Origin of the sequence: Paraburkholderia caffeinitolerans (assembly GCF_902859945.1) — a bacterium.
Classification (GTDB): Bacteria; Pseudomonadota; Gammaproteobacteria; order Burkholderiales; family Burkholderiaceae; genus Paraburkholderia; species Paraburkholderia caffeinitolerans.
This window is the reverse complement of sequence record NZ_CADIKL010000036.1, coordinates 38,279-57,400: the sequence shown is the minus strand read 5'-3', so window position 1 is coordinate 57,400 and position 19,122 is coordinate 38,279. Positions and strand designations below refer to the sequence as shown.

The window sequence follows — 19,122 nt, the reverse complement described above, 5'->3', positions numbered from 1 at the left end:
GTCTCTCCTAAGAGCAAAGCGCGTTTGATTGAATGGTTTCAGCGTGCCGCCGCGTTTGTCGAAGCGAACTGCATGACTCAATAGTAACGCCGCCCGCCGCGTTTCGGTGAAGTCTTATATAAGACATAAGACATAATTTACGCTTTAAATTCAATAAGATAGTCGTTGGATTTTGCGATGCAAAACAGGCTTTCGAGTGGCGAAAAAACGAGGCTGCAGAAATTTTCAGAGAATTTCGCAATATGAAACGCGCTTTCAGCGACTGGGGGCGGGGCACGCTCGATTGCCGGTTCGGCGAGACATACGAAATGTGCACGACCGGATTGCCGATCGCCGTCGGCGCGTAGTCGAATTGCGTGAAGCGTGTATTCAGCAGGCCGAGGTTCGCGAACAGGACGAGGCCGTTGCGGAGAATCGAATCGGCGAGATCGAGCATTCTTTTTGCAATTGCCCTTACGGGCAATATCGCTGCCTCACTCCCTAATGGCGCATGCGCTGCATCCAGTCGACACTTTGGCAATCGTCGCATACGCGGCTGACCGGAAATCGCACTCGCCTAGTGCCGTCGAGCCGTTGCGTTCTATTCACCCGTGACACACGCACGCCAGCCGATCCGGAGATCGCCCGCCGCACCCTTGGTGCGTCACGCGCTTTTTCTGCGCCGTCGATACGCGATTCGGCATTTATTCATAAATGGCATTTCTAACAAAACACTAACAATATTCTCTCGAATTTAGATTACCCGGGAATGAAGCGCACATTTGATTTCGACTATGTGCATCGTGATAGGCTTGCTTCGTCTATAGGCCTATTTTTCGCACGATGTCCCGTCAAATAATGCCGCGCCTTACCAGTGGCAGCTCTGACGAACATACCGTGCCAAGATGCGATCCTTTCGCCCTATTCTGCTTAACCGGTTGCGGACACAACGGTATGGAGTGCCTGCGCTGAAACGCTCTCCAATTCGCGTTTTGCGATCGACCGCCCTTTGGGGCCCCGGCATCCTCGTCATGCTGGCGGACTGCGATGCGGGCAACGTCGTCACCGCGGCCCAGAGCGGTGCGCAATGGGGCGTGCGCCTGTTGCCGCTACTGCTCGCACTGATCCCCGTGCTCTACATGGTTCAGGAACTCGCCGTGCGGCTCGGCATTTTCACCGGCGAAGGGCACGGTGAGTTGATTCGCAAGCACTTCGGCGCTGTGTGGGCATGGATTGCGGCGCTCGGACTCGTGGTCGCCGTGTTCGGCTCGCTCATCACGGAATTCACGGGGGTGGCAGGCGTAGGCGAAATGTACGGCCTGTCGCGCAACGTCACGCTGCCCCTTGCGGTGTGCGCGCTGCTCGGTGTCGTGCTCACGGGATCGCACAAGCGTGTGGACCGCATCGCGATGCTGATTGGCGCGTTCGAACTGGCGTTCTTCGTGGTGGCCTGGCGCGCCCATCCGGATGCCGCCACGTTCGCACGGCAACTGCGCGATCTGCCGCTCGGCAATAGCGAATTTCTCTGGCTCGCCGCCGCGCTGGTCGGCGCAACCTTCAATCCCTGGATGGTGTTCTACCAGCAGGCCGCGGTCGCGGACAAAGGGCTCACCGCGCGCGACTATCGCGCGGCCAAGGTCGAAACGGCGGTCGGCGCCGTGATCACGCAACTGCTCACCGGCGCCATCCTCGTGGCGGCAGCGGCCACGCTCGGCCATGCGACCGGGCCGCGCGGCCTGCAAAGCGTGGGCGACATCAGCAACGCGCTTTCGGCCGTCGTGGGCTGGCAAGCCGGGCGGCTGTTGTTCGGCGCCGGCGTGCTGGGCGCTTCGCTCGTGGCCGCCATCGTCTGCTCGCTCGCACTCGCCTGGGGACTCGGCGAGGTCGCCGGCTACAAGCGCTCGCTCGAACAGCGCCCCGCCAGCGCGCCATGGTTCTACGGCATCTATGCCGCTGCTGTGGCGGGCAGCGCCTTCGTCGTCTGGCTCGCGCCGGATCTCGTCGCCTTGAACATCGCCGCGCAAGTGATCAACGCGCTCATGCTGCCGCTCGTGGTGGGGTTGCTGGTCGCGCTCGCGCTCGTGGCGCTGCCCCGGTCGCATCGGCCGCGCAACGCGTACTTGTGGCTGTTGTGCGCCTGCGTGGCAACGGCGAGCGTGGCGGGACTGGTGTGCTGGTAGCGGCCAGCCTGGCGCACCCGGTTGGGGGCGTCGTCCGAAGGACGGTCTTCTGCCAGTGGAATGTGCCGCTCGTCGACCAGCACTGGGCAGGCTTCGTCATGCTTTTCTCGGGGCTGCCCGTGCAAGTGGCGGGCATCTGGCATCTCATGGGGCGCAGCGCCTTGCGCGATCTCCACTACGGCTAGCCCATTAAACACCGAGCTTGTTTCATTGCCCTCAAGGGCAATGACGTTGCCCCATTTACCGATATGGAAACCCCAATGCCACTGCAATACTTGATGCTGCTATCCGTTTCCCCTGCAGCGCGCCGACCGGCCGGAGTTGCGGCTCGTTCTGATTGCGCGCTGACGCACGAACCCCGCCAAAGCACTTCAACGTCCTGACTGCACATGGTTCATCCCGTACCAGAGACGAACGACCCATCCCAACGCGCCGTACCCGACGGCCCGCCGGGAATGGTCCGTATCCCCGGCGGCACCTTCGCCATGGGTTCCAATCACCACTATCCCGAGGAAGCGCCGGCGCACAAAGTTAGCGTGCGCGGCTTCTGGATGGATCGCCATGCGGTAACGAACGCCGAGTTCAAACGCTTCACCGACGCCACCGGCTATGTCACCTCCGCCGAGCGCCCGGCCAATCCAGACGACTATCCGGGCGCATTGCCCGAAATGCTGGAGCCGGCCTCGGTGATGTTCGCCAAGCCGCCGCATCGCGTGGATCTGCGCAATCACTACAACTGGTGGGTCTATACCCGCGGCGCGAACTGGCGGCATCCGCGCGGCCCCGAGAGTTCGCTCGACGGGCTCTGGGACCATCCTGTCGTGCACATCGCCTACGAAGACGCCGAGGCGTATGCGAAGTGGGCGGGCAAGGACCTGCCCACCGAAGCCGAGTGGGAGTTCGCCGCGCGTGGCGGCCTGGAGGGCGCGGAGTTCGTCTGGGGCGACGAGTTCACACCCGACGGCAAGCACATGGCCAACACGTGGCAAGGCGAGTTCCCGTGGCAAAACCTGCTGGAGGACGGTCACGAATGGACCGCGCCGGTCGGCTCGTTCGCGCCTAACGGATACGGTCTTTACGACATGGCCGGCAACGTGTGGGAGTTGACCTCCGACTGGTACCAGGACCACGGGAAAATCGTCAAGGCGTGCTGCACGCTCGACAATCCGCGCGGCGGCTCCGTTGAAGCGAGCGTCGACCCGCGCGCCCCGCAAACCCGAATTCCGCGCAAGGTGATGAAGGGCGGCTCGTACCTGTGCGCACCGAACTACTGCAGGCGCTATCGCCCCGCCGCGCGAATGGCGCAACCGGTCGACACCTCGACCTGCCACGTAGGCTTTCGCTGCATCGTCCGCGATACCGCTGCCAGTTGAAGTTGCAGTCGAATCAAGCGAGACAACCGATCTCACGCTAACCCTTCGGCAACCGGGTCCGGAGGTAATCCCGCTGCCGGCTACGGTGGCTTTATTCGCAAGGAGTGTTCCATGGCGGGCAAGAAGAAACCCAACTTCCTGATCCTCTGGGGCGACGACATTGGTCAATCCAACCTCAGCATCTTCACGAAGGGGATGATGGGGTATCGCACACCCAACATCGACAGCATCGGCGAAGACGGCGTGCTGTTCACCGACTACTACGGTGAGCAAAGTTGCACGGCGGGCCGCGCATCGTTCATCACCGGGCAATGCGGTTTGCGCACGGGACTGACCAAGGTGGGCCTGCCTGGCGCGCCGCTCGGCATGAACGCCGCGGATCCGAATATTCCCGAACTGCTCAAGGATCTCGGCTATTCCACCGGGCAGTTCGGCAAGAACCACTTCGGCGACCGCGACGAGCATCTGCCGACGATGCACGGCTTCGACGAATTTTTCGGCAACCTCTATCACCTCAATGCAGAGGAAGAGCCGGAGCTGCCCGACTATCCCGATCCCAAGGATTTCCCCGATTTCCGCAAGAAGTACGGCCCGCGTGGCGTGCTGCATTGCTGGTCCGACGGCAAGGGCGGGCAGAAGATCGAGAACACCGGGCCGCTGACCAAAGAGCGGATGAAGACCTGCGACACCGAATTCATCGCAGCCGCGAAGAAGTTCATCAAGAAGGCGCATAAGGACGACAAGCCGTTCTTCGTGTGGTTCAACACCACGCACATGCATTTCCGCACGCATATCGAGGACCGCATCCGCGGCCAGGCCGGCCGCTGGCAGTCGGAGTACCACGATTGCATGATCGAGCACGACAAGCATATCGGCGAGATGCTCGCGCTGCTCGACGAGCTGGGCATCGCGGACAACACGATGGTCATGTACAGCACCGACAACGGCCCGCACATGAACTCGTGGCCCGATGCCGGCATGACGCCGTTCCGCAACGAGAAGAACTCGAACTGGGAAGGCGCGTATCGCGTGCCCTGCCTCGTGCGCTGGCCGGGCGTCATCAAGCCCGGCACGGTGTGCAACGAGATCGTGAGCCACCTCGACTGGCTGCCCACCATCGTCGATGCCGCGGGCGGCGGAGACGTCAAGGAAAAGCTCAAGAAGGGCTTCAAGGCCAACAACAAGGAATTCAAGGTGCATCTGGACGGCTTCAGCCTGATGCCCTACCTCAAAGGCAAGGAGAAAAAGCCGGATCGCAAGGGCTTCCTGTATTTCACCGACGACGGCGATCTTGCGTGTCTGCGCTACGACAACTGGAAGGTCGTGTTCATGGAGCAGCGCACGGAAGGTACGTTGCGGATATGGGCCGAGCCACTCGTTACACTGCGCGTGCCGAAGATATTCAACTTGCGAACAGACCCGTACGAGCGAGCGGATATCACCTCCAACACCTACTACGACTGGCTGCTCGATCACGTCTTCATCCTGGTGCCGGCGCAGGCGGGCGTGGCCGAATTCCTCGAGTCGTTCAGGGAGTACCCGCCGCGCCAGAAGGCGGCCAGCTTCGGCGTGGACCAGGTAATCGAGAAGATGACGGATGCCGCGGGAGGCGGGCATCGGTAGTCATTCTCGGTAGTCATCCTTAACATTATTTGTTGTCCTTCGTAGCACTCGTCAGCTAGTCAGGCTCGGGCGCTGCCGTTTGCGGCAGCGCCCGGGATTTCCATCATCGGGAAATCTCTTGAACGCCAAAACACTGATACTCCTCGCGCTTCAGCTCGCGATCATGGGGACCGTGTTCACCTACGGACTGCAGGCCAAGCGCGACGACCTGCTTTACGTGATCCAGCGGCCCGGCCTGCTGGTGCGCTCGTTGCTCTCCGTACTGGTAATTATGCCGCTCGTGGTGGGCGGCTGCGTCTATTTCCTGGACCTGCCGCAATCGACGGCCGTGGTGCTCACCGCGCTCTCCATCTCGCCCGTGCCGCCGCTGTTGCCCCAAAAGCAGGAAAGAGCCGGCGGTGTGGCGCCCTATGGTTTAGGTTTGCTTGTCGTGCTCGCGCTCGCATCGATCGTCACTGCACCGCTCTCGACCGCGTTCTTCGACTGGCTCTTCGCCCTCCCGCTCGCGATGGCGCCGGGCGCGATCACGAAAATCGTCCTGAAGATGATCATTGCGCCACTGGCGGCCGGCGTGCTGGTCATGTGGCTCGCGCCACGGGCGGCGCAGCATTTGCTCGCACCCGTGCGTCGCATCGCCAACGTCCTGCTGATCGGCGGCGTGCTCGTGCTGCTGGCGGGCACGTGGCACGCCACCTGGTCGGCGACAGGGCAATGGACCGTGGTGGCGCTCGTGGCCTTTGTGCTCGCGGGCCTGCTGATTGGCCACTGGATGGGCCGGCCGGAGCCCGCGCACGAGTCCGTGCTGGCGCTGGCGAGCGCATCGCGCCACCCGGCTATTGCGCTGGCGCTGGCGGCGGCCAATCTCCCCGATGCCCAGTTCGCGCCCACGCTGGTGCTGTACCTGATCCTGTGCACGCTGCTGACGATTCCCTACGTGAAATGGCAACGGCGACGCGCGGCCTGATCCCCCTCACGCTATAGAAGCAAGCCCATGACCTCCCACGACCCAACGCCTCGTACCATCCCTGACACCGCCCCATCGGCGCCTTTGAAGCCCGACGAAGGCACCCTGCAGACGCGCGCCCGCACGGCGCTCGCGGTCGAGCGCACGTTTCTCGCGGCCGAACGCACGCTGATGGCATGGCTGCGGACCTCGCTGTCGATGATCAGCTTTGGCTTCACGCTGGCGAAATTCTTCGAGTACATGCAGGGACAGCGCGGCGAGGCCATCGTCGGCCGCTTCGGCGCGACCTGGTCGCCGCGCATCGTCGGCACCGCGATGGTGGTGGTCGGCACGCTCGCGCTGCTCGCCGCGGTGGTTCAGCATGGGCGCCGCGTGAAGGCGCTGCGGTACGAAGGCCTGACGCGGCAATGGAATCTTGCATACTGGATCGCGATTTCCGTCGCGGCGCTGGGGGCATTCGCGCTGGGCTCACTGGTGCTCGATTGAGCCTCGATTGTGCCGCGCGGACGGACACGCTTGATATTCAGTCATATGCGCACGCCGTTGGCTCGATGCTACGCTTGGGCGATCTCAGCTTGAAAACAGGAGCCATGGTATGAACACAGGCCATACCCATAGCAGCGCATGGGTGGAAGTCGCGATCGTGGAAGGCGTCGCCGACGTGCGCCTGAACCGCGCAGACAAGATGAATGCGCTGAACCCCGACATGTTCGACGCGCTGATCGCAACGGGCGAGCGGCTTGCAGGCGCAGTCGATCTGCGGGCGGTCGTGCTTTCGGGCAACGGCAAGGGGTTTTGCGCAGGCCTCGACATGCAGAGCATGGCCACGCTCGAGCAAACGTGCCAGAAAACGCCGTTAGCGGAGCGCACGCACGGCCTCAGCAACGACTTTCAAACCATTTGCACGCTCTGGCGCGAACTGCCCGTGCCCGTGATCGCCGCCGTGCATGGCATGGCCTTCGGCGGCGGACTGCAACTCGCGCTGGGCGCCGATATGCGCTACGTGACGCCCGATGCCCGCCTTTCGGTGATGGAAACCCGCTGGGGCCTCGTGCCCGACATGGGCGGCATGGTGCTCACGCGCGACCTCGTGCGCGACGACCGGTTGCGCGAATTGATCTACACCGCGCGCATTGTGTCGGGTGCCGAGGCGGTCGAACTCGGGCTCGCCACGCGCGTGGCCGACGATCCGCTCGCCCTCGCGTTCACCACCGCGCGTGAAATCGCACAGCGCAGCCCCGACGCGATTCGCGCCGCCAAGCGCCTGCTGCAGGTCGCGTCGCGCGGCGACGCAGCGGCCACGCTGATCGCCGAATCCGTGGAGCAGGAGGCGCTGATCGGCGGCGCGAACCAGCGCGAGGCCGTCGCGGCGAACATGGAAAAGCGCGCGCCAAACTTCGTGCCGGCGTTGCCGTATCAAGGCAGCCGGTAACACCCACGCTCATACCGGTGCGGCGTGCGAGCGCAACATCGCGATCTGCTCGCGCCAGCGCGCTATCACCTTCTCGCGCTCGTGCAGGCGGAACGTCACCCCGCTCAGCACCTCGGCATATTTCGCACGATGCACCTCCACGCGTTCGATGCGCAGGCGAAACACGCTGAGGTCGAGGGCGGTCTGATGCTCCGCAATCAGGCTCGCGTGGGCGCGAATCTCCAGCACCGCGCCGTCATGAACCAGCGTTAGCGCGAGGCGTGCGTCGCGCAGCATGTTCTGCGCGGTGTTCGAACGCGGCCACATCGCCACGAGCAGGGTCTGCGCGTCGAGCGCCAGTACTTCGCCCACGCTCAGTTGTGCACCGTGCGGCCAGCCGTCGGCGCTCACGGTCGAGAGGCGGAAGGCCTCGTCCGCATGCGCCTCGAGGTGCTCGCCGTCCAGCGCGCTCACGAGCTCGGGCGGTAGCATGCGGGCTTCGTTCTGCTCGTCGGCGTGCTTGCGCTCCGGCGCGGCGTCGCGGGTTTCATCTCGATGCATCGATCAGGATCTCCGAAGGGGCAAACGGGCTCGCATAGCGGCTGCAGATCGGCTGCAATTCGGCTGCAAACGGGTTCACAAGCGCCACGCCAATCTACCGCATCGCGCACGACGATGGAATCGACGGAAAGGCAGCTATCACGCTGTACGCGCTGACATTTTCTCGGCATATACTCGGCGTCTCCCCTTCCCCACCGCGCCGTTCCGACGACTATGAAACGTGTGACTGTCCGGCAATCGCCGGTGCATGGCAAAGGCGTATTCGCGCTGCTTCCGTTGCGCGCCGGGGAGCGCATCTTCGAGTACAAGGGCATGGTGACCACGTGGCGCGAGGCGGCGCGCTGGTATGCGCGCCGCAGCGACTCCGGCCACACTTTCCTGTTCGGCCTGTCCGACGGGCGCGTGATCGACGGCGGACGCGGCGGCAATGGCGCGCGCTGGCTCAATCACGCATGCGCCGCGAACTGCGAGGCGGTCGAAGGCGACGGCCGCGTGTTCATCGAGGCGATCCGCGATATCGCGCCCGGCGAGGAGCTCTTCATCGACTACGCGCTCGAGATCGAGCAGCAGGCCGACGACGACGCACAACGCGACTATGCCTGCCGCTGCGGCGCCCCGCTCTGCCGCGGCACCATGCTGGGGGCACTGGCCTCGGGCGCACTCGTTCTGGCGGTGTGAACCCGACAATGCGAACCAACGATTCACCCGGGCGATTTGATCAGGAATCCGGATTAACCACGCGGATACCGCCGTTGCTGGGGAATCATCGAATTCGGCTTGTGAACCGCATGCCGCGCATCGCGGCATGCCTCATGCGGCGCTTTGCTTGAGCCGCGCGTACACGAACTGCCCGAAATACCACGCCAGATCGGAATGGCTGAGGATATTCGCATCCGACAACGCGCCGGCTTCGAGCTTCAGGCGGCGCAGCATGAGCTTGCCGGCTTGCGACACGATGTACAGGCGCACGAGTTCCTTGCGGGTCTTCTCGTCGGCGGACTCGAAGTGCTCGCGCCCGCGCTGGACTTCGTCGTTGCGCTGCGTGCGCGCTTCTTCATCGCGCGCGGCGATGCTCTGCTTCACGGCACTGCCGGCCGCGGCTCGCGCGGTTTCCTCGGCGCTCTCAGCAGCGGCTAGCTCCGACTGGATCGCCACCATCTTGCGCTCGGCCTCCGACACCTGCCAGTTGTGGCTCAGCGCCTTCATCAGGTAGCCGGCCGGACTCTTGGTGACCTTGCCCTGGTTGAGGCGAAAACGCGTGTACTCGATGGCCTGCTGGATCCGCTCGTCGGTCCAGCTCATGCGATGCTCGGCGATCACATCGAACTGCTTGTTGCTCAGGCCGAACTCCTCCTTGAGCGTGAGCAGCAGGTCGTGGGCATCGGGCTGACGGCTCAGCATGGCCGCAACCGTGTCCTTGCGCTTCAGCCGGAAGCGGATCTTGTTGATCTTGCGCGAGGTTTCGGAATCGGCCCGTGTTTCGTAGCTCAGGTCGATGTCCGAAAGCTCGTTGATCTGGCGCACAGCCGGGTCGAGATACTTCGGCCGGAAGTGCTTGAACTCCGAGGCGCTCGAACCGAGCTTGCCCGGCCAGCGGCGCATGACGTCGAGCTCGATCCAGTCGGTAAAGCCCGCGTTCACATACGGCAGCACGTAGTCGTAGATCGCCCGCGCAAAGGTCTGCGAGAAAGCGGCCGTGATGCACAGGTTCAGCCAGTGATGCTTGTCCGGACCAGTGATGTGACGCAGCATCAGCGGCGGAATGCGAAACTGGATGCGCCCCTTGCCGATCTTGACGCTGCCCATCAACTGCTCGGAAATCCACTGGTCCTCTTCGCTGGGCGCCCGGTCGGGCGGCGTGTCCGTCACCTCGATGAGCACACGCTGCGCCTCCTTGATCACGCTCTGGAGATGGCGCACATTGCGGCTCTCGTACCGCATGAGCCACTTGAAGTAGTTCAGGTCGACGTCGTAAATCTCGCGCGGCAGCGGCTCCTGGGCTGCGATGAAATAGGCGGCATCGATAAAGCGCCGCGACGACAGGCCGAGCCCGTTGATCGCAACGAAAACGTTGTTGCGCTGAAAGCCAATCTCCCTCGTGCTCTCACTGATGGGCTGGCCGGACATCTCCTCGAACAACCCGAGCGACATTTGCTGGGTGGTCGTCCTGCGTGCGCTGTCCTCCGACATTCGCGTGCTCTCCGTCGATATTGGCCGCGACTCTATCACTCCACGAACACAAGTCAACACAATAAACGTTACCTCGAACGGCACGTGCTGAAGGGCCGGCACAAAAAACGTGCCGAACTGCACATAGACCTCTCCATCTCCAGCACAAAAATCGTCACCTACGTGCACATAAATCGATGCTTCTGGCACATAGACCGGTGCTTTTCGGCGGCAAGTGCTTGAGAACAAAGGATTCGGATGCGCACGTTAGTGGGTTTGTGGGTTTTCTTTGTTTAAGTAAACAAACCAACCGCGTGTAGCAAAGACGCTTGGTACGAGGTTTTACGCCTATTGGCTAGCAGTGCACAGGTGCATTTCTTGTGGAAAAGCCCCTGGATCTCCGTGCCAAGGGGTGTTTGACCGCAAATCTTCGAGGGCTTGCAGTGCTATCGGGAGATGGAATGACGTTTGGCCATTGCCAAGGGTACCGTTTTATGTGCGCGCGTCAGCGTGGATGGTAACGATTTGTGTGCAGCCCGCCGGACGACGACGTTCAATGCCGAATTTCTTCTGCTCGATGCCCTGCCCGGTAACGTTTTTTGTGCGGAAAGGGTCGGCAGAGCGAAGGTCGAGTTTTTTGTGCAGGACGATGGCGTTCGACGAGGTAACGTTTAATGTGCGCGAGCTTGCGCAGGACCGCCAGGGACGCGGAGGCGGGTTTGACGCGAAGACCGGTAACGGTTTTTGTGCGGATTTTGGAGTCCTTTCTCGCCCGCGGTCGTTTTGTGGCAGCAGCCACTACGTTTTGCGCTGGTTTTCGGTGAGACGTTTGTCTAGAGCACTGCGCGACGGTCACGTTTTTTGTGCAGATCCGCGTTTTCGCGGTTCCTCGTGCTACGAGTGTCGACTTCGGTAACGGTTTTTGTGCGAGTTCTTGGCGCTTGAGGGATTGGATCCCGGATGCGTGCACAAAATCCGTTACTGCGAAATCTGAGTCGATTACATCGTTTCGTCGATTAGCGAAAGTGCACAAAAATCGTGACCTCTGACGATTTCGTATGCTTATATGAAGGTCTGCATAACGCCGTGAATGAGCGTGAACGGCGATCTCTGTCAGAATCGGATTGAATTCCTATGGGGGCGTGCTCAAAAAATAAGCAAATCGGCGGAAATGCCCTTAAACGTCGCATAGACGGCCTGGTGACCTGGCGAAGGTCCGAGGCTGGACCGAGGACCGGGAGCCCGTCCTGGCGCAAATAAAAAGGTCGATTTTTTTAAAAATCGACCTCAATCAGTGTGTTTCGATACGCTTTTCCTGTATTCTACGCTTTATCCAAATTCCGATAAAAAGCGTATTAATGGCAAAGACTATCGAATTTCCATCTATTGATCGGCGCGTCGACCTTTCCTCGGTCACGCAGTTTGCAGAGGAAGCCGGTCAGCTTTCAGAAGAACTTCGGGAAATGATGCTGGCGCCGAAGCCGCGGAAGATGGCGCCCACATTCACGTCCGCACAAGTTGCAGAACTGTGCGGCATCGACCGCATCAAGCTCAACAATCTGCTCGCCACACGCGAGGGCCTGCCGCAAGGCGAAGCCCAGGGTTCGGGGCGCAGCCGGGTGTTTACCTTGCCTGACGCGCGCACGTGGGTCCAGCAGGTTTCGGATATTTACCAAACGCCACTTCATACTGGCGTGCGCGACGCCGACGGCAAGGTCATTCTGGTCGCCAACTTCAAGGGCGGTTCCACCAAGACCACCACGACGATGTGTCTCGCGCAAGGCCTGACGCTGCGCGGCCGGCGCGTGCTGCTTATCGACCTCGACCCGCAGGCATCGCTCACGGAGCTTTGTGGTCTCTATGCGGAAAAGGAAGTGACCGAGGACAGTACTGTCCTGCCGTTCATTTACGATCCGCAGATGGAAGGCGGCCTGCTGAACTTCGTGCAGCCGACTTATTGGGACGGGCTCGACGTCATTCCGGCGCACCCCACGCTCTTCTCGGCGGAGTTCCATATTCCCGGCACCGTCATCAAGAACCCGGGCTTCAAGTTCTGGGACTTGCTGCGCCAGGGTATTGAGACACTGCGTCAGCACTACGACTACATCATTTTGGATACCGCGCCGTCGCTGTCGTATCTCACTATCAACGCGCTGATGGCCGCCGACGCCATGGTCATGCCGCTGGTTCCGGAGAGCCTCGATTTCATCAGCTCGGTGTCGTTCTGGAGTCTCTTCTCCGATCTCGCGCACACGATCATGGAGCGCGGCGACGAAAAGACCTACGACTTCGTTTCCGTGCTGCTGTCGAAGGTGGATTACGGCAAGACGTCGTCGGCACCGGTGGTTCGGTCCTGGGTGCAACGCACCTACAAGGATTGGGTCAGCGCGGTGGAAGTGCCGGCGAGTTCGGCCATGAGTAACGGCGCTCTGGCGATGGCCACCGTGTTCGACATCAGCAAGGGCGACCTCGCCGACAAGACGGTCGCGCGCGTCCGGCAGCCGCTCACCGATTACGTGCGCTGGATCGATGATCTTTATGTGGAGCAATGGAGGGCCGGAAAATGAGCTCGTTTCGCGACAAAATGGCGGCGAAGACCGCCGAGCTCGGCTCTGCTTCGGAGCGTCAGGCGACTGAACGGCCCGCACCCGCCGCACCGGAACCGCGCCGCAGCAGCGCGTTCAAGACGGGCCCGGGAATGCTGGGCGCGCTGGCCGTGGCCCAGCAGCGTATCCAGGAGCTCGAAAACACGAGCGACAAGCTCATGCTCCCCGTCAGCGCGATTCAGCCCAACCCGTGGCAGCCGCGCAAGATTTTCAGCGACGAAGGCCTCGCATCGCTGGCCGAATCGATTCGCGAAGTGGGATTGGTGGAGCCGGTTGTCGTGCGGCGCGCCGACAACGGCTATCAACTGATTGCCGGCGAGCGGCGCCTGCGCGCGCACGTTCTGCTGCACGAGGAAGAGATTCGCGCGTCGGTGATCGAGTGCTCGGATCAGGACATGGCCGTGCTCGCGCTGGTCGAGAACGTGGGGCGCGAGGATCTGACAGATTATGAAATCGGCCAGTCGCTGCGGCGCGCCGAGCGGGAATTCCCGACGCGCACGCGGATGGCCGAGGCGCTGGGTATGTCACGAAAGGGCTTGTATCGATTTCTCGCGTTCGAGAAGCTTCCCGACTTCATTCGCCGTGACCTCGACCTGAATCCTCGCTTGCTTGGCGGATCTGCCGCGGACGAGATCGTTTCGGCGCTCAAGAAGCATGGCGCACAAGGGCTGAAGGCGGCACGTGAGCTTTGGCCGGCAGTTATGGCCGGAACGCTCGACCAGGGGAAGCTGGCCGCAGCCATTGGCGCCCAGTCGGATCGTGGCGAGAGCGAGCAGAGCGTTTCGGAGCGGAGTATCGAGAAGATTTTCTCGGGCAAGAGCCACGCCGGCAGCATCACGAAGGATACGAATAGCTTCACCGTGAAGCTGAAGACTGGTGTTCTTTCGGATGCGCAGGAGACGCAGATTCGTGAGCTTATCAGCCAGTTGTTCAATGTGAAGCCCGGCTGAGGGCGAACTCCGGATTATTGGATGGTTGATTAAGGCCCGCGCAAGCGGGCTTTTTTATGCCCAGGCACAGGGTGTGTCGAGTCGACACAACGAGCCTTGGCTGTGGGAGGCAATCTACCGTGGGCGAACATCTGTGTCGACTCGACACAGATGTTCATGAGGAGGAGGTCGCGTCCCGACTGGATGAAACTGACGTGAATTATCGTGGGCGGCGCGCGGGTGGCTGCCTCTCCATGATGAGGCGGTGGGGAACGTGTGTCGAGTCGACACACATTGCTCCCGATTCGAGTGAGCAACTCTGTTGTGCAAGGACATCCACGTCAAATCGATTACAGCAGCAGATGGTGACCGAGGAGCCGCACAGCAAAGAGCGGAGGTCAGACAAGCCGAACCACTGAGACTCAACTCCTTCTCGAATGCCAGACGCACACTCGAATGTCAGCGTTCGATGTGTCGACTAGACACACGATGGTCCCGATTCGAGTGACCGACCCTGTTGTGCAGGGACGTGTACACCCAATCGATAACAGCAGCACGGCATGGCTGAAGTGCGGCGCGGCAAGGATCGGAGGTCAGCCCGGTCGATTCGCTGAGGCTCTACCCTCACGTGGTCTTATATGTCCGACGTGCACCTGAATGGCGGGCACCCTGCGTGTCGAGTCGACACACAGGGCAAACTCTAGCTCGGATGTCACTTAGGTGTGCCGTCACGACACGTAGAACTCAACCACGAGCACGGCCTGTTCGATGGGTGGCGGTTTCAAACCCACGACTAAGCACTGGATTTTTTCCTGGGAAAAGACGATTGGTGTGTCGACTCGACACACGAGTAACTGACCTCGGCACGCATAATCTGACTCGCGCAAAGACGGAGGTTGACCCGTCGCATCAATTGATATCGCTAAGCTCTGGCGCACACCTGAAGTGTGTCGAGTCGACACACGGCCCATCGCTGAGCACGTTGTCTGCCTTCTTGTCAGCAAGAGCGTCTTGCGTGCAGGCCATTCTCGGCTTGATGAGGCAAGAAACCTGAAGCGGGTTGCGAGCAATCCAACGAGACGACACAACCCACGCCGTCCACGAGTATGTGTCGACTCGACACACACTCGCGAGCAGGCGGGTAGAGATCTGCTTGCCGCGTGACCTCGCCTCGCCAATTCGTGACGACGGCGAGACGCCTGATGCTTTCAATGGAGGCGGGTTCAGTGATCGTCCCGATGACGAACTGCCAGCGGAAGGAATGAGGATTGCCTGCTCGATCGCGACCCGGTATGAGCGCATTGGAGTCGCCCAATCAAATTTTCATCAGGGAGTGCGTCGAGTATCACGCGGGAGAGTGTGTGGCGGTGTTGGCCGTTGACTTCGAGCGATCTCTCGACCGAAATCCATGGAGCCAACGCGCTGACTCGATTTGTCGGATCGTGTAATGACACAGCCATGACTCCTGCCTCGCAGGTAAAGTCTCCTCATGGACGCGTCATAGACTCAGTTCACGCAAGCGGAGTAGGGGGCGTCATGTCGGTCAGGGCTATGTCCGGCTCGCCAGAGTCCCTGTAGCCGTTCGTCATCGAGAATTTTCCATCCGTTCTAACAGCAGCTAATTAATGCAACTAACCGTCAAAAAGGTCGAGGCGGCCTGATTACCGAAGCAACATCCACAAATTCACGGACGCCGTAGCTAGCACGTCAACGCGAAGCGCAAATCGATGCAAGCACAAACCTCTCGCCTCGTTGCTACGAAGAGCAGAAATGGAAGTGCATCGGGTCAGGTCAATAACCGGACGTCACCGCCGTTCGCATGGGGGGAAAAGGAAGCGCTCGCAGGCAACGCTACGAGCGCCACCGTTTCAGCGCACCGTTGCAGAAGCATTCTCCACTTCCGCTAACCCCGTCCACGCCATTTCGTGAAACATTCACCGAAACTCGCGAAAATCTGCGAAACCCATATGACACGGGCGCTTCCGGGCGATTGAGGCGCTCCTGAGCCCCAATGTTCCACGGTCAAATGAGTTTTCGGACCCCAAAAGGGCGATCTTCAGCGCATTCACTCACCAAAAAATGAAAATTTGCGCGAGTTCGTGCTTTTCAATACGTATTTTGTAATATCTGGAGTCCGATCACATCCGCATGACTGCCTCGCACGCCCTTATCCAGCAAGCTCCCGCGCCTTAACGGCATCGCTGGCCAAAGCGAAATTCCCGGCCCCGAGGTGATGGATCGTATGCAGGTCGCGGTTGCTGCTATCGAACACCCAGTGGCCTCGGTCGAACACGCGCGAATCGGCTGCTGCCGATACCACTTCGCAGAAACACGTGTCATAGGCATCTTCGGTATGTCGCTCGGGGATGAGCCGACATTCCATCCACGCAGCGCAACCCGCTTCGAGCAGCGGTACACCGAGCACCGGCCCCCGAACGGCTTCGATGCCGAAGCGCTGGAATTTGTCGGCGTCACGTCCGCTGATGCTGCCAACCGCATAGGTCAAGTCCATTGCAGCCGCGCCTGGCACGCAGATGCCGAAGGTTCCGCTCGCATGAATCAGTTCGCGCGTGAAGGTTTTCTTGTCGATCACGATCGCGATGCGTGGCGGCGTGAATTCCACCGGCATCGACCACGCGGCGGCCATCACGTTGCGACGCGCGCCGTCCGCGCTCGTGACGAGCACGGTGGGGCCGTGATTGATGAGGCGGCTCGCGTGTTCGAGCGCAACGGGTTTGAAGCGGGAGAGGGCGTCCATCGTGCAGTCTGTCCGTGTCATGTCGAAGTCCGACGGACTGTACACCAGGTGAAAAAAGTCTGCGGACAGCGCTTGCCGTTCGCGTGCATCCGTATCGCTAGTCGATCGCCGCGCGTGAGGGCGCGGCGAGATGCTTGCGCACGAGGCTGTTCGCGTAGCCGCGCGATTGCATTTCGGCGAGCCGACTCGTGGTACGAGAAACATCGTGTGCGCCATCGAGGCCAGCGAGCGCCGCACGAACCGGCTGATCCGAGGCGATGAACAGCGCATGCTTGCGGTCGTAAAAAATATCGACGAGCCACACGAAGCGCTGCAGCACATCGCGGCGCTTGAGCATCTCAGTCTCCAGACGGTCGACGATCACGCCGCACCAGCGCTCGGCAAGCGCCAGGTAGTCGAGGTGCGAGCGGGGCATGCAGCACAGCGCATCGAAGTCGACCCACACCAGTTGTTTGCCCGCCGCCGTGACGGGCAGCAATCGTCCAGCCACTTCCACGGTTGTCGGATGCACGACTGCTTGCGCTTCGTACCCGCTAAAAATTTCCCACAACGGTTCGCGCGTGCCTTCGAGCGGCGCAAAAAAGCGTTGCTCGGCCGTTGCCGCGCCGCCGGCGTCGCATTGTTCGCGATAGTCGCGCTCGCCATCGAACGCGACGATTTCGAAGTGCTGCTCGATTCGTTCGATCGTGGGCTCGAAGCGTTCATGGAACTCGGGGTCCGGCAGCAAATTGCGCGGGCTGTAGTTCGACGTCAGCACGATGCGCGTGCCGCATGCGAGCGCCGTTTCCAGGAAGCGTCCCATCAGGAACGCATCGGCGATGTCGTGCACATGGAATTCGTCGAAGTAGAGCAGTTCGATGTCTTTCAGCCACGCACGCGAGACGTCGCCGAGCCGGTCGTCGCTTTTGGGCGCTTGCACGAGCAGGCGGTTCACATCGCGGATGAATTGATGAAAATGGAGGCGCCGCTTCGTGCACGTGGCAAGTGCATAGACGGTATCGACGATCAGGCTCTTGCCGCGACCGGGCAGACCGTGACAGTAGACGCCCCGATACGGCACCCGGTCAGCATGCGCGCGTTCATCATCGAGCAGCGCGCACAGCGCGTCGATGGCCCGTTGCTGGCTCTCGTCCGCGACGATTCCTTTCTGTGCGAGCGCACTGGCAATGGAGGACGGGTCGATCATGCGGTGACAATGACTCGGGGAACAATAAGAAAGGTCCACGTATTCTGCAATACACGGGGCGCTTGCGCACATCGCGAGATGTCACCGCCGCGCGCCGCCCCAGAGGCGCCGCGAGAAATCTTCGACCTCGCCACTGATGCGCCGCTTCTGCAGCGTGCGAGTCCAGCTCGCTGATAATCCCGCAGCGCTCAGCAGTCTGAGACACTGTTCGTCGCTAAAAGGCGTGTGCCAGGCGATGGCAGCGGCGTCGCGCAAAGAAACGTTGCTGACGCGCGAGGCAAGCTCAAGTGGAGCATCGGGACTGACGCGGCCGGCAGCAATCACACGGTAGAGCCAGCCTACGCGCGCGGCGTTCTGCATACGCAGCGAGAGGTCTTCGATGTCGAAGTGAAAGTTCACCTTGAAGCAGGGCGAGCGCGGCTGCGTAACCTGAATCAGCGCATCGCCCCAACGAAAGATATCGCCGATAAAGACGTTTTCTTCGGTCAGTCCAATTGTGGAGAGGTTTTCCCCGAAGGCCGGCGCGGAAAATCTTCGAGCCTGCGTGGGAAATTCACGCACCCAGTGAGCGTAGTGCTCGCGCGGATAGTGGCACAGCGCGCGGTCGGGGCCGCCGTGAATCCCGGGTTCTGCCTGCTCGTCTCCTTCAAGGCCGTGTTCGGTCAACATCAGCGCGCCGTTCACCACGCGCTTGACGATCGCGCTCGGGCGGCTGCCGGGATAATCGCGAATCGGGCCGGTAAAGACCGCTACGGGATAGCTCATGTGCGACTCCATCTGCGTGAGCCCACATGCTCCGCGCTTTGGCCTTGCCGTGCAATTCGAAATCGCGAGCGGCGGGGTGGCGTTCGGTCGCGTGTAAAGGCGAACGTGGTCTAATGCAACGATCAGATACGGCGCGAAGCGACATGTTCGCATGCGCGCAAATTCACGGAGGAGCAGTGAACGAATCACGCAAGCTTGCGTGCCTGTGCGGCGCGGTCACGATTGATCTGATCGGAGAGCCTGCTGCATTGGCGAATTGCCATTGCGGGACGTGCCGGGATTTCTACGGCACGTCGATATTGTCCGCATCCGCATGGCCGGCGGATCGCGCTGTTGCCAGCGGAGCGCTTCAGGTCTTCCAGCATCCACATAAGCAGATGTCACGGGCTTTTTGTGCCACGTGTGGTGAGACGCTGTTCGGCACGAATCGCCTCGGTATGCGCGTCGTTCCGAACAGTTTGCTCGCGCGTGCGCACGATGGGACCTTGCCCGCGGAGAGACAGCCCACAATGCATCTGTTTTACCGGCATCGCGTGATCGACGTGATCGATGCGCTGCCCAAGTATCTGGACGGATGGGATGGGCCCGTATTTGAAGCGGGAAATTAAGCGCGCAGCC

Annotated in this window: 18 protein-coding genes; 12 read left to right on the top strand and 6 right to left on the bottom strand. The window is 61.3% G+C overall.

The genetic code is table 11. From position 1 onward, the window contains the following. Positions 1-7: 7 nt before the first annotated feature. Complete coding sequence (locus HV773_RS27545; protein WP_129563833.1) at positions 8-436, bottom strand: hypothetical protein; 429 nt, start codon at positions 434-436, stop codon at positions 8-10. A gap of 535 nt (positions 437-971) precedes the next feature. Between HV773_RS27545 and HV773_RS27540 the strand changes: the two genes are divergently transcribed. The 7 genes from HV773_RS27540 to HV773_RS27515 all read left to right on the top strand — a co-directional run bounded on the left by HV773_RS27540 (position 972) and on the right by HV773_RS27515 (position 7,551). Beyond that, positions 972-2,159 (top strand): NRAMP family divalent metal transporter, encoded by a 1,188-nt coding sequence (locus tag HV773_RS27540; protein ID WP_227875516.1) that lies wholly within the window; start codon positions 972-974, stop codon positions 2,157-2,159. Between the two features lie 62 nt (positions 2,160-2,221). Beyond that, positions 2,222-2,344, top strand: a complete 123-nt coding sequence (locus HV773_RS37305; RefSeq protein ID WP_257791206.1) for a hypothetical protein — start codon at positions 2,222-2,224, stop codon at positions 2,342-2,344. 270 nt (positions 2,345-2,614) lie between these two features. Continuing rightward, complete coding sequence (locus HV773_RS27535) at positions 2,615-3,532, top strand: formylglycine-generating enzyme family protein (RefSeq protein WP_129563835.1); 918 nt, start codon at positions 2,615-2,617, stop codon at positions 3,530-3,532. A 111-nt stretch (positions 3,533-3,643) separates the two neighbouring features. Beyond that, on the top strand, positions 3,644-5,155 hold the full coding sequence (locus tag HV773_RS27530) for an arylsulfatase (protein WP_175197346.1): 1,512 nt from the start codon (positions 3,644-3,646) through the stop codon (positions 5,153-5,155). 118 nt (positions 5,156-5,273) lie between these two features. Then, a complete protein-coding gene (locus HV773_RS27525; protein WP_129563837.1) occupies positions 5,274-6,119 on the top strand; it encodes a Na+-dependent transporter in 846 nt (281 codons plus the stop codon). A 27-nt stretch (positions 6,120-6,146) separates the two neighbouring features. After that, a complete protein-coding gene (locus HV773_RS27520; RefSeq protein ID WP_129563838.1) occupies positions 6,147-6,605 on the top strand; it encodes a YidH family protein in 459 nt (152 codons plus the stop codon). A 109-nt stretch (positions 6,606-6,714) separates the two neighbouring features. Beyond that, positions 6,715-7,551 (top strand): crotonase/enoyl-CoA hydratase family protein, encoded by an 837-nt coding sequence (locus HV773_RS27515; protein WP_129563839.1) that lies wholly within the window; start codon positions 6,715-6,717, stop codon positions 7,549-7,551. Between the two features lie 9 nt (positions 7,552-7,560). Here HV773_RS27515 and HV773_RS27510 read toward each other — a convergent pair whose 3' ends face one another. After that, positions 7,561-8,091 (bottom strand): pyridoxamine 5'-phosphate oxidase family protein, encoded by a 531-nt coding sequence (locus HV773_RS27510; RefSeq protein WP_129563840.1) that lies wholly within the window; start codon positions 8,089-8,091, stop codon positions 7,561-7,563. 213 nt (positions 8,092-8,304) lie between these two features. Between HV773_RS27510 and HV773_RS27505 the strand changes: the two genes are divergently transcribed. Further along, a complete protein-coding gene (locus HV773_RS27505; protein ID WP_129563841.1) occupies positions 8,305-8,769 on the top strand; it encodes an SET domain-containing protein in 465 nt (154 codons plus the stop codon). Between the two features lie 132 nt (positions 8,770-8,901). On the opposite strand, the gene HV773_RS27500 is transcribed toward HV773_RS27505, so the two are convergent. Next, a complete protein-coding gene (locus tag HV773_RS27500; RefSeq protein WP_129563842.1) occupies positions 8,902-10,281 on the bottom strand; it encodes a replication initiation protein in 1,380 nt (459 codons plus the stop codon). A 447-nt stretch (positions 10,282-10,728) separates the two neighbouring features. Between HV773_RS27500 and HV773_RS27495 the strand changes: the two genes are divergently transcribed. The 3 genes from HV773_RS27495 to HV773_RS27485 all read left to right on the top strand — a co-directional run bounded on the left by HV773_RS27495 (position 10,729) and on the right by HV773_RS27485 (position 13,816). Next, positions 10,729-10,935, top strand: coding sequence for a hypothetical protein (locus tag HV773_RS27495; RefSeq protein ID WP_129563843.1), 207 nt, complete (start codon positions 10,729-10,731; stop codon positions 10,933-10,935). A 683-nt stretch (positions 10,936-11,618) separates the two neighbouring features. Next, on the top strand, positions 11,619-12,827 hold the full coding sequence (locus HV773_RS27490) for an AAA family ATPase (RefSeq protein WP_129563844.1): 1,209 nt from the start codon (positions 11,619-11,621) through the stop codon (positions 12,825-12,827). Next, positions 12,824-13,816, top strand: a complete 993-nt coding sequence (locus tag HV773_RS27485; protein WP_129563845.1) for a ParB/RepB/Spo0J family partition protein — start codon at positions 12,824-12,826, stop codon at positions 13,814-13,816. The genes HV773_RS27490 and HV773_RS27485 overlap by 4 nt, the downstream gene beginning before the upstream one ends. A 2,146-nt stretch (positions 13,817-15,962) precedes the next feature. Here the strand turns inward: HV773_RS27485 and HV773_RS27480 are convergent. From HV773_RS27480 to yiiM, 3 genes are all read right to left on the bottom strand, one after another. Beyond that, entirely contained in the window at positions 15,963-16,574 is a 612-nt protein-coding gene (locus HV773_RS27480) for a flavin reductase family protein (RefSeq protein WP_246282418.1), read from the bottom strand. Between the two features lie 76 nt (positions 16,575-16,650). After that, positions 16,651-17,739, bottom strand: coding sequence for a cell division protein ZapE (zapE, locus tag HV773_RS27475; RefSeq protein WP_129563847.1), 1,089 nt, complete (start codon positions 17,737-17,739; stop codon positions 16,651-16,653). Between the two features lie 81 nt (positions 17,740-17,820). After that, on the bottom strand, positions 17,821-18,504 hold the full coding sequence (yiiM, locus tag HV773_RS27470) for a 6-hydroxyaminopurine reductase (protein WP_129564447.1): 684 nt from the start codon (positions 18,502-18,504) through the stop codon (positions 17,821-17,823). Positions 18,505-18,680: 176 nt separating this feature from the next. On the opposite strand from yiiM, the gene HV773_RS27465 reads away from it, so the two are divergent. Then, positions 18,681-19,112: a GFA family protein gene (locus HV773_RS27465; RefSeq protein WP_227875517.1), complete on the top strand. Its 432-nt coding sequence runs from the start codon at positions 18,681-18,683 to the stop codon at positions 19,110-19,112. The last annotated feature ends 10 nt before the right edge of the window (positions 19,113-19,122 follow it).

Bases quoted from the DNA above. Each gene is read 5' to 3' on its own strand.
- HV773_RS27485 (WP_129563845.1), top strand. From the start codon at position 12,824: ATGAGCTCGTTTCGCGACAAAATGGCGGCGAAGACCGCCGAGCTCGGC.
- HV773_RS27520 (WP_129563838.1), top strand. From the start codon at position 6,147: ATGACCTCCCACGACCCAACGCCTCGTACCATCCCTGACACCGCCCCA.
- HV773_RS27515 (WP_129563839.1), top strand. From the start codon at position 6,715: ATGAACACAGGCCATACCCATAGCAGCGCATGGGTGGAAGTCGCGATC.
- zapE (WP_129563847.1), bottom strand. From the start codon at position 17,739: ATGATCGACCCGTCCTCCATTGCCAGTGCGCTCGCACAGAAAGGAATC.
- HV773_RS27500 (WP_129563842.1), bottom strand. From the start codon at position 10,281: ATGTCGGAGGACAGCGCACGCAGGACGACCACCCAGCAAATGTCGCTC.
- yiiM (WP_129564447.1), bottom strand. From the start codon at position 18,504: ATGAGCTATCCCGTAGCGGTCTTTACCGGCCCGATTCGCGATTATCCC.
- HV773_RS27530 (WP_175197346.1), top strand. From the start codon at position 3,644: ATGGCGGGCAAGAAGAAACCCAACTTCCTGATCCTCTGGGGCGACGAC.
- HV773_RS27490 (WP_129563844.1), top strand. From the start codon at position 11,619: ATGGCAAAGACTATCGAATTTCCATCTATTGATCGGCGCGTCGACCTT.
- HV773_RS27545 (WP_129563833.1), bottom strand. From the start codon at position 436: ATGCTCGATCTCGCCGATTCGATTCTCCGCAACGGCCTCGTCCTGTTC.
- HV773_RS27480 (WP_246282418.1), bottom strand. From the start codon at position 16,574: ATGACACGGACAGACTGCACGATGGACGCCCTCTCCCGCTTCAAACCC.
- HV773_RS27510 (WP_129563840.1), bottom strand. From the start codon at position 8,091: ATGCATCGAGATGAAACCCGCGACGCCGCGCCGGAGCGCAAGCACGCC.
- HV773_RS27505 (WP_129563841.1), top strand. From the start codon at position 8,305: ATGAAACGTGTGACTGTCCGGCAATCGCCGGTGCATGGCAAAGGCGTA.
- HV773_RS27535 (WP_129563835.1), top strand. From the start codon at position 2,615: ATGGTCCGTATCCCCGGCGGCACCTTCGCCATGGGTTCCAATCACCAC.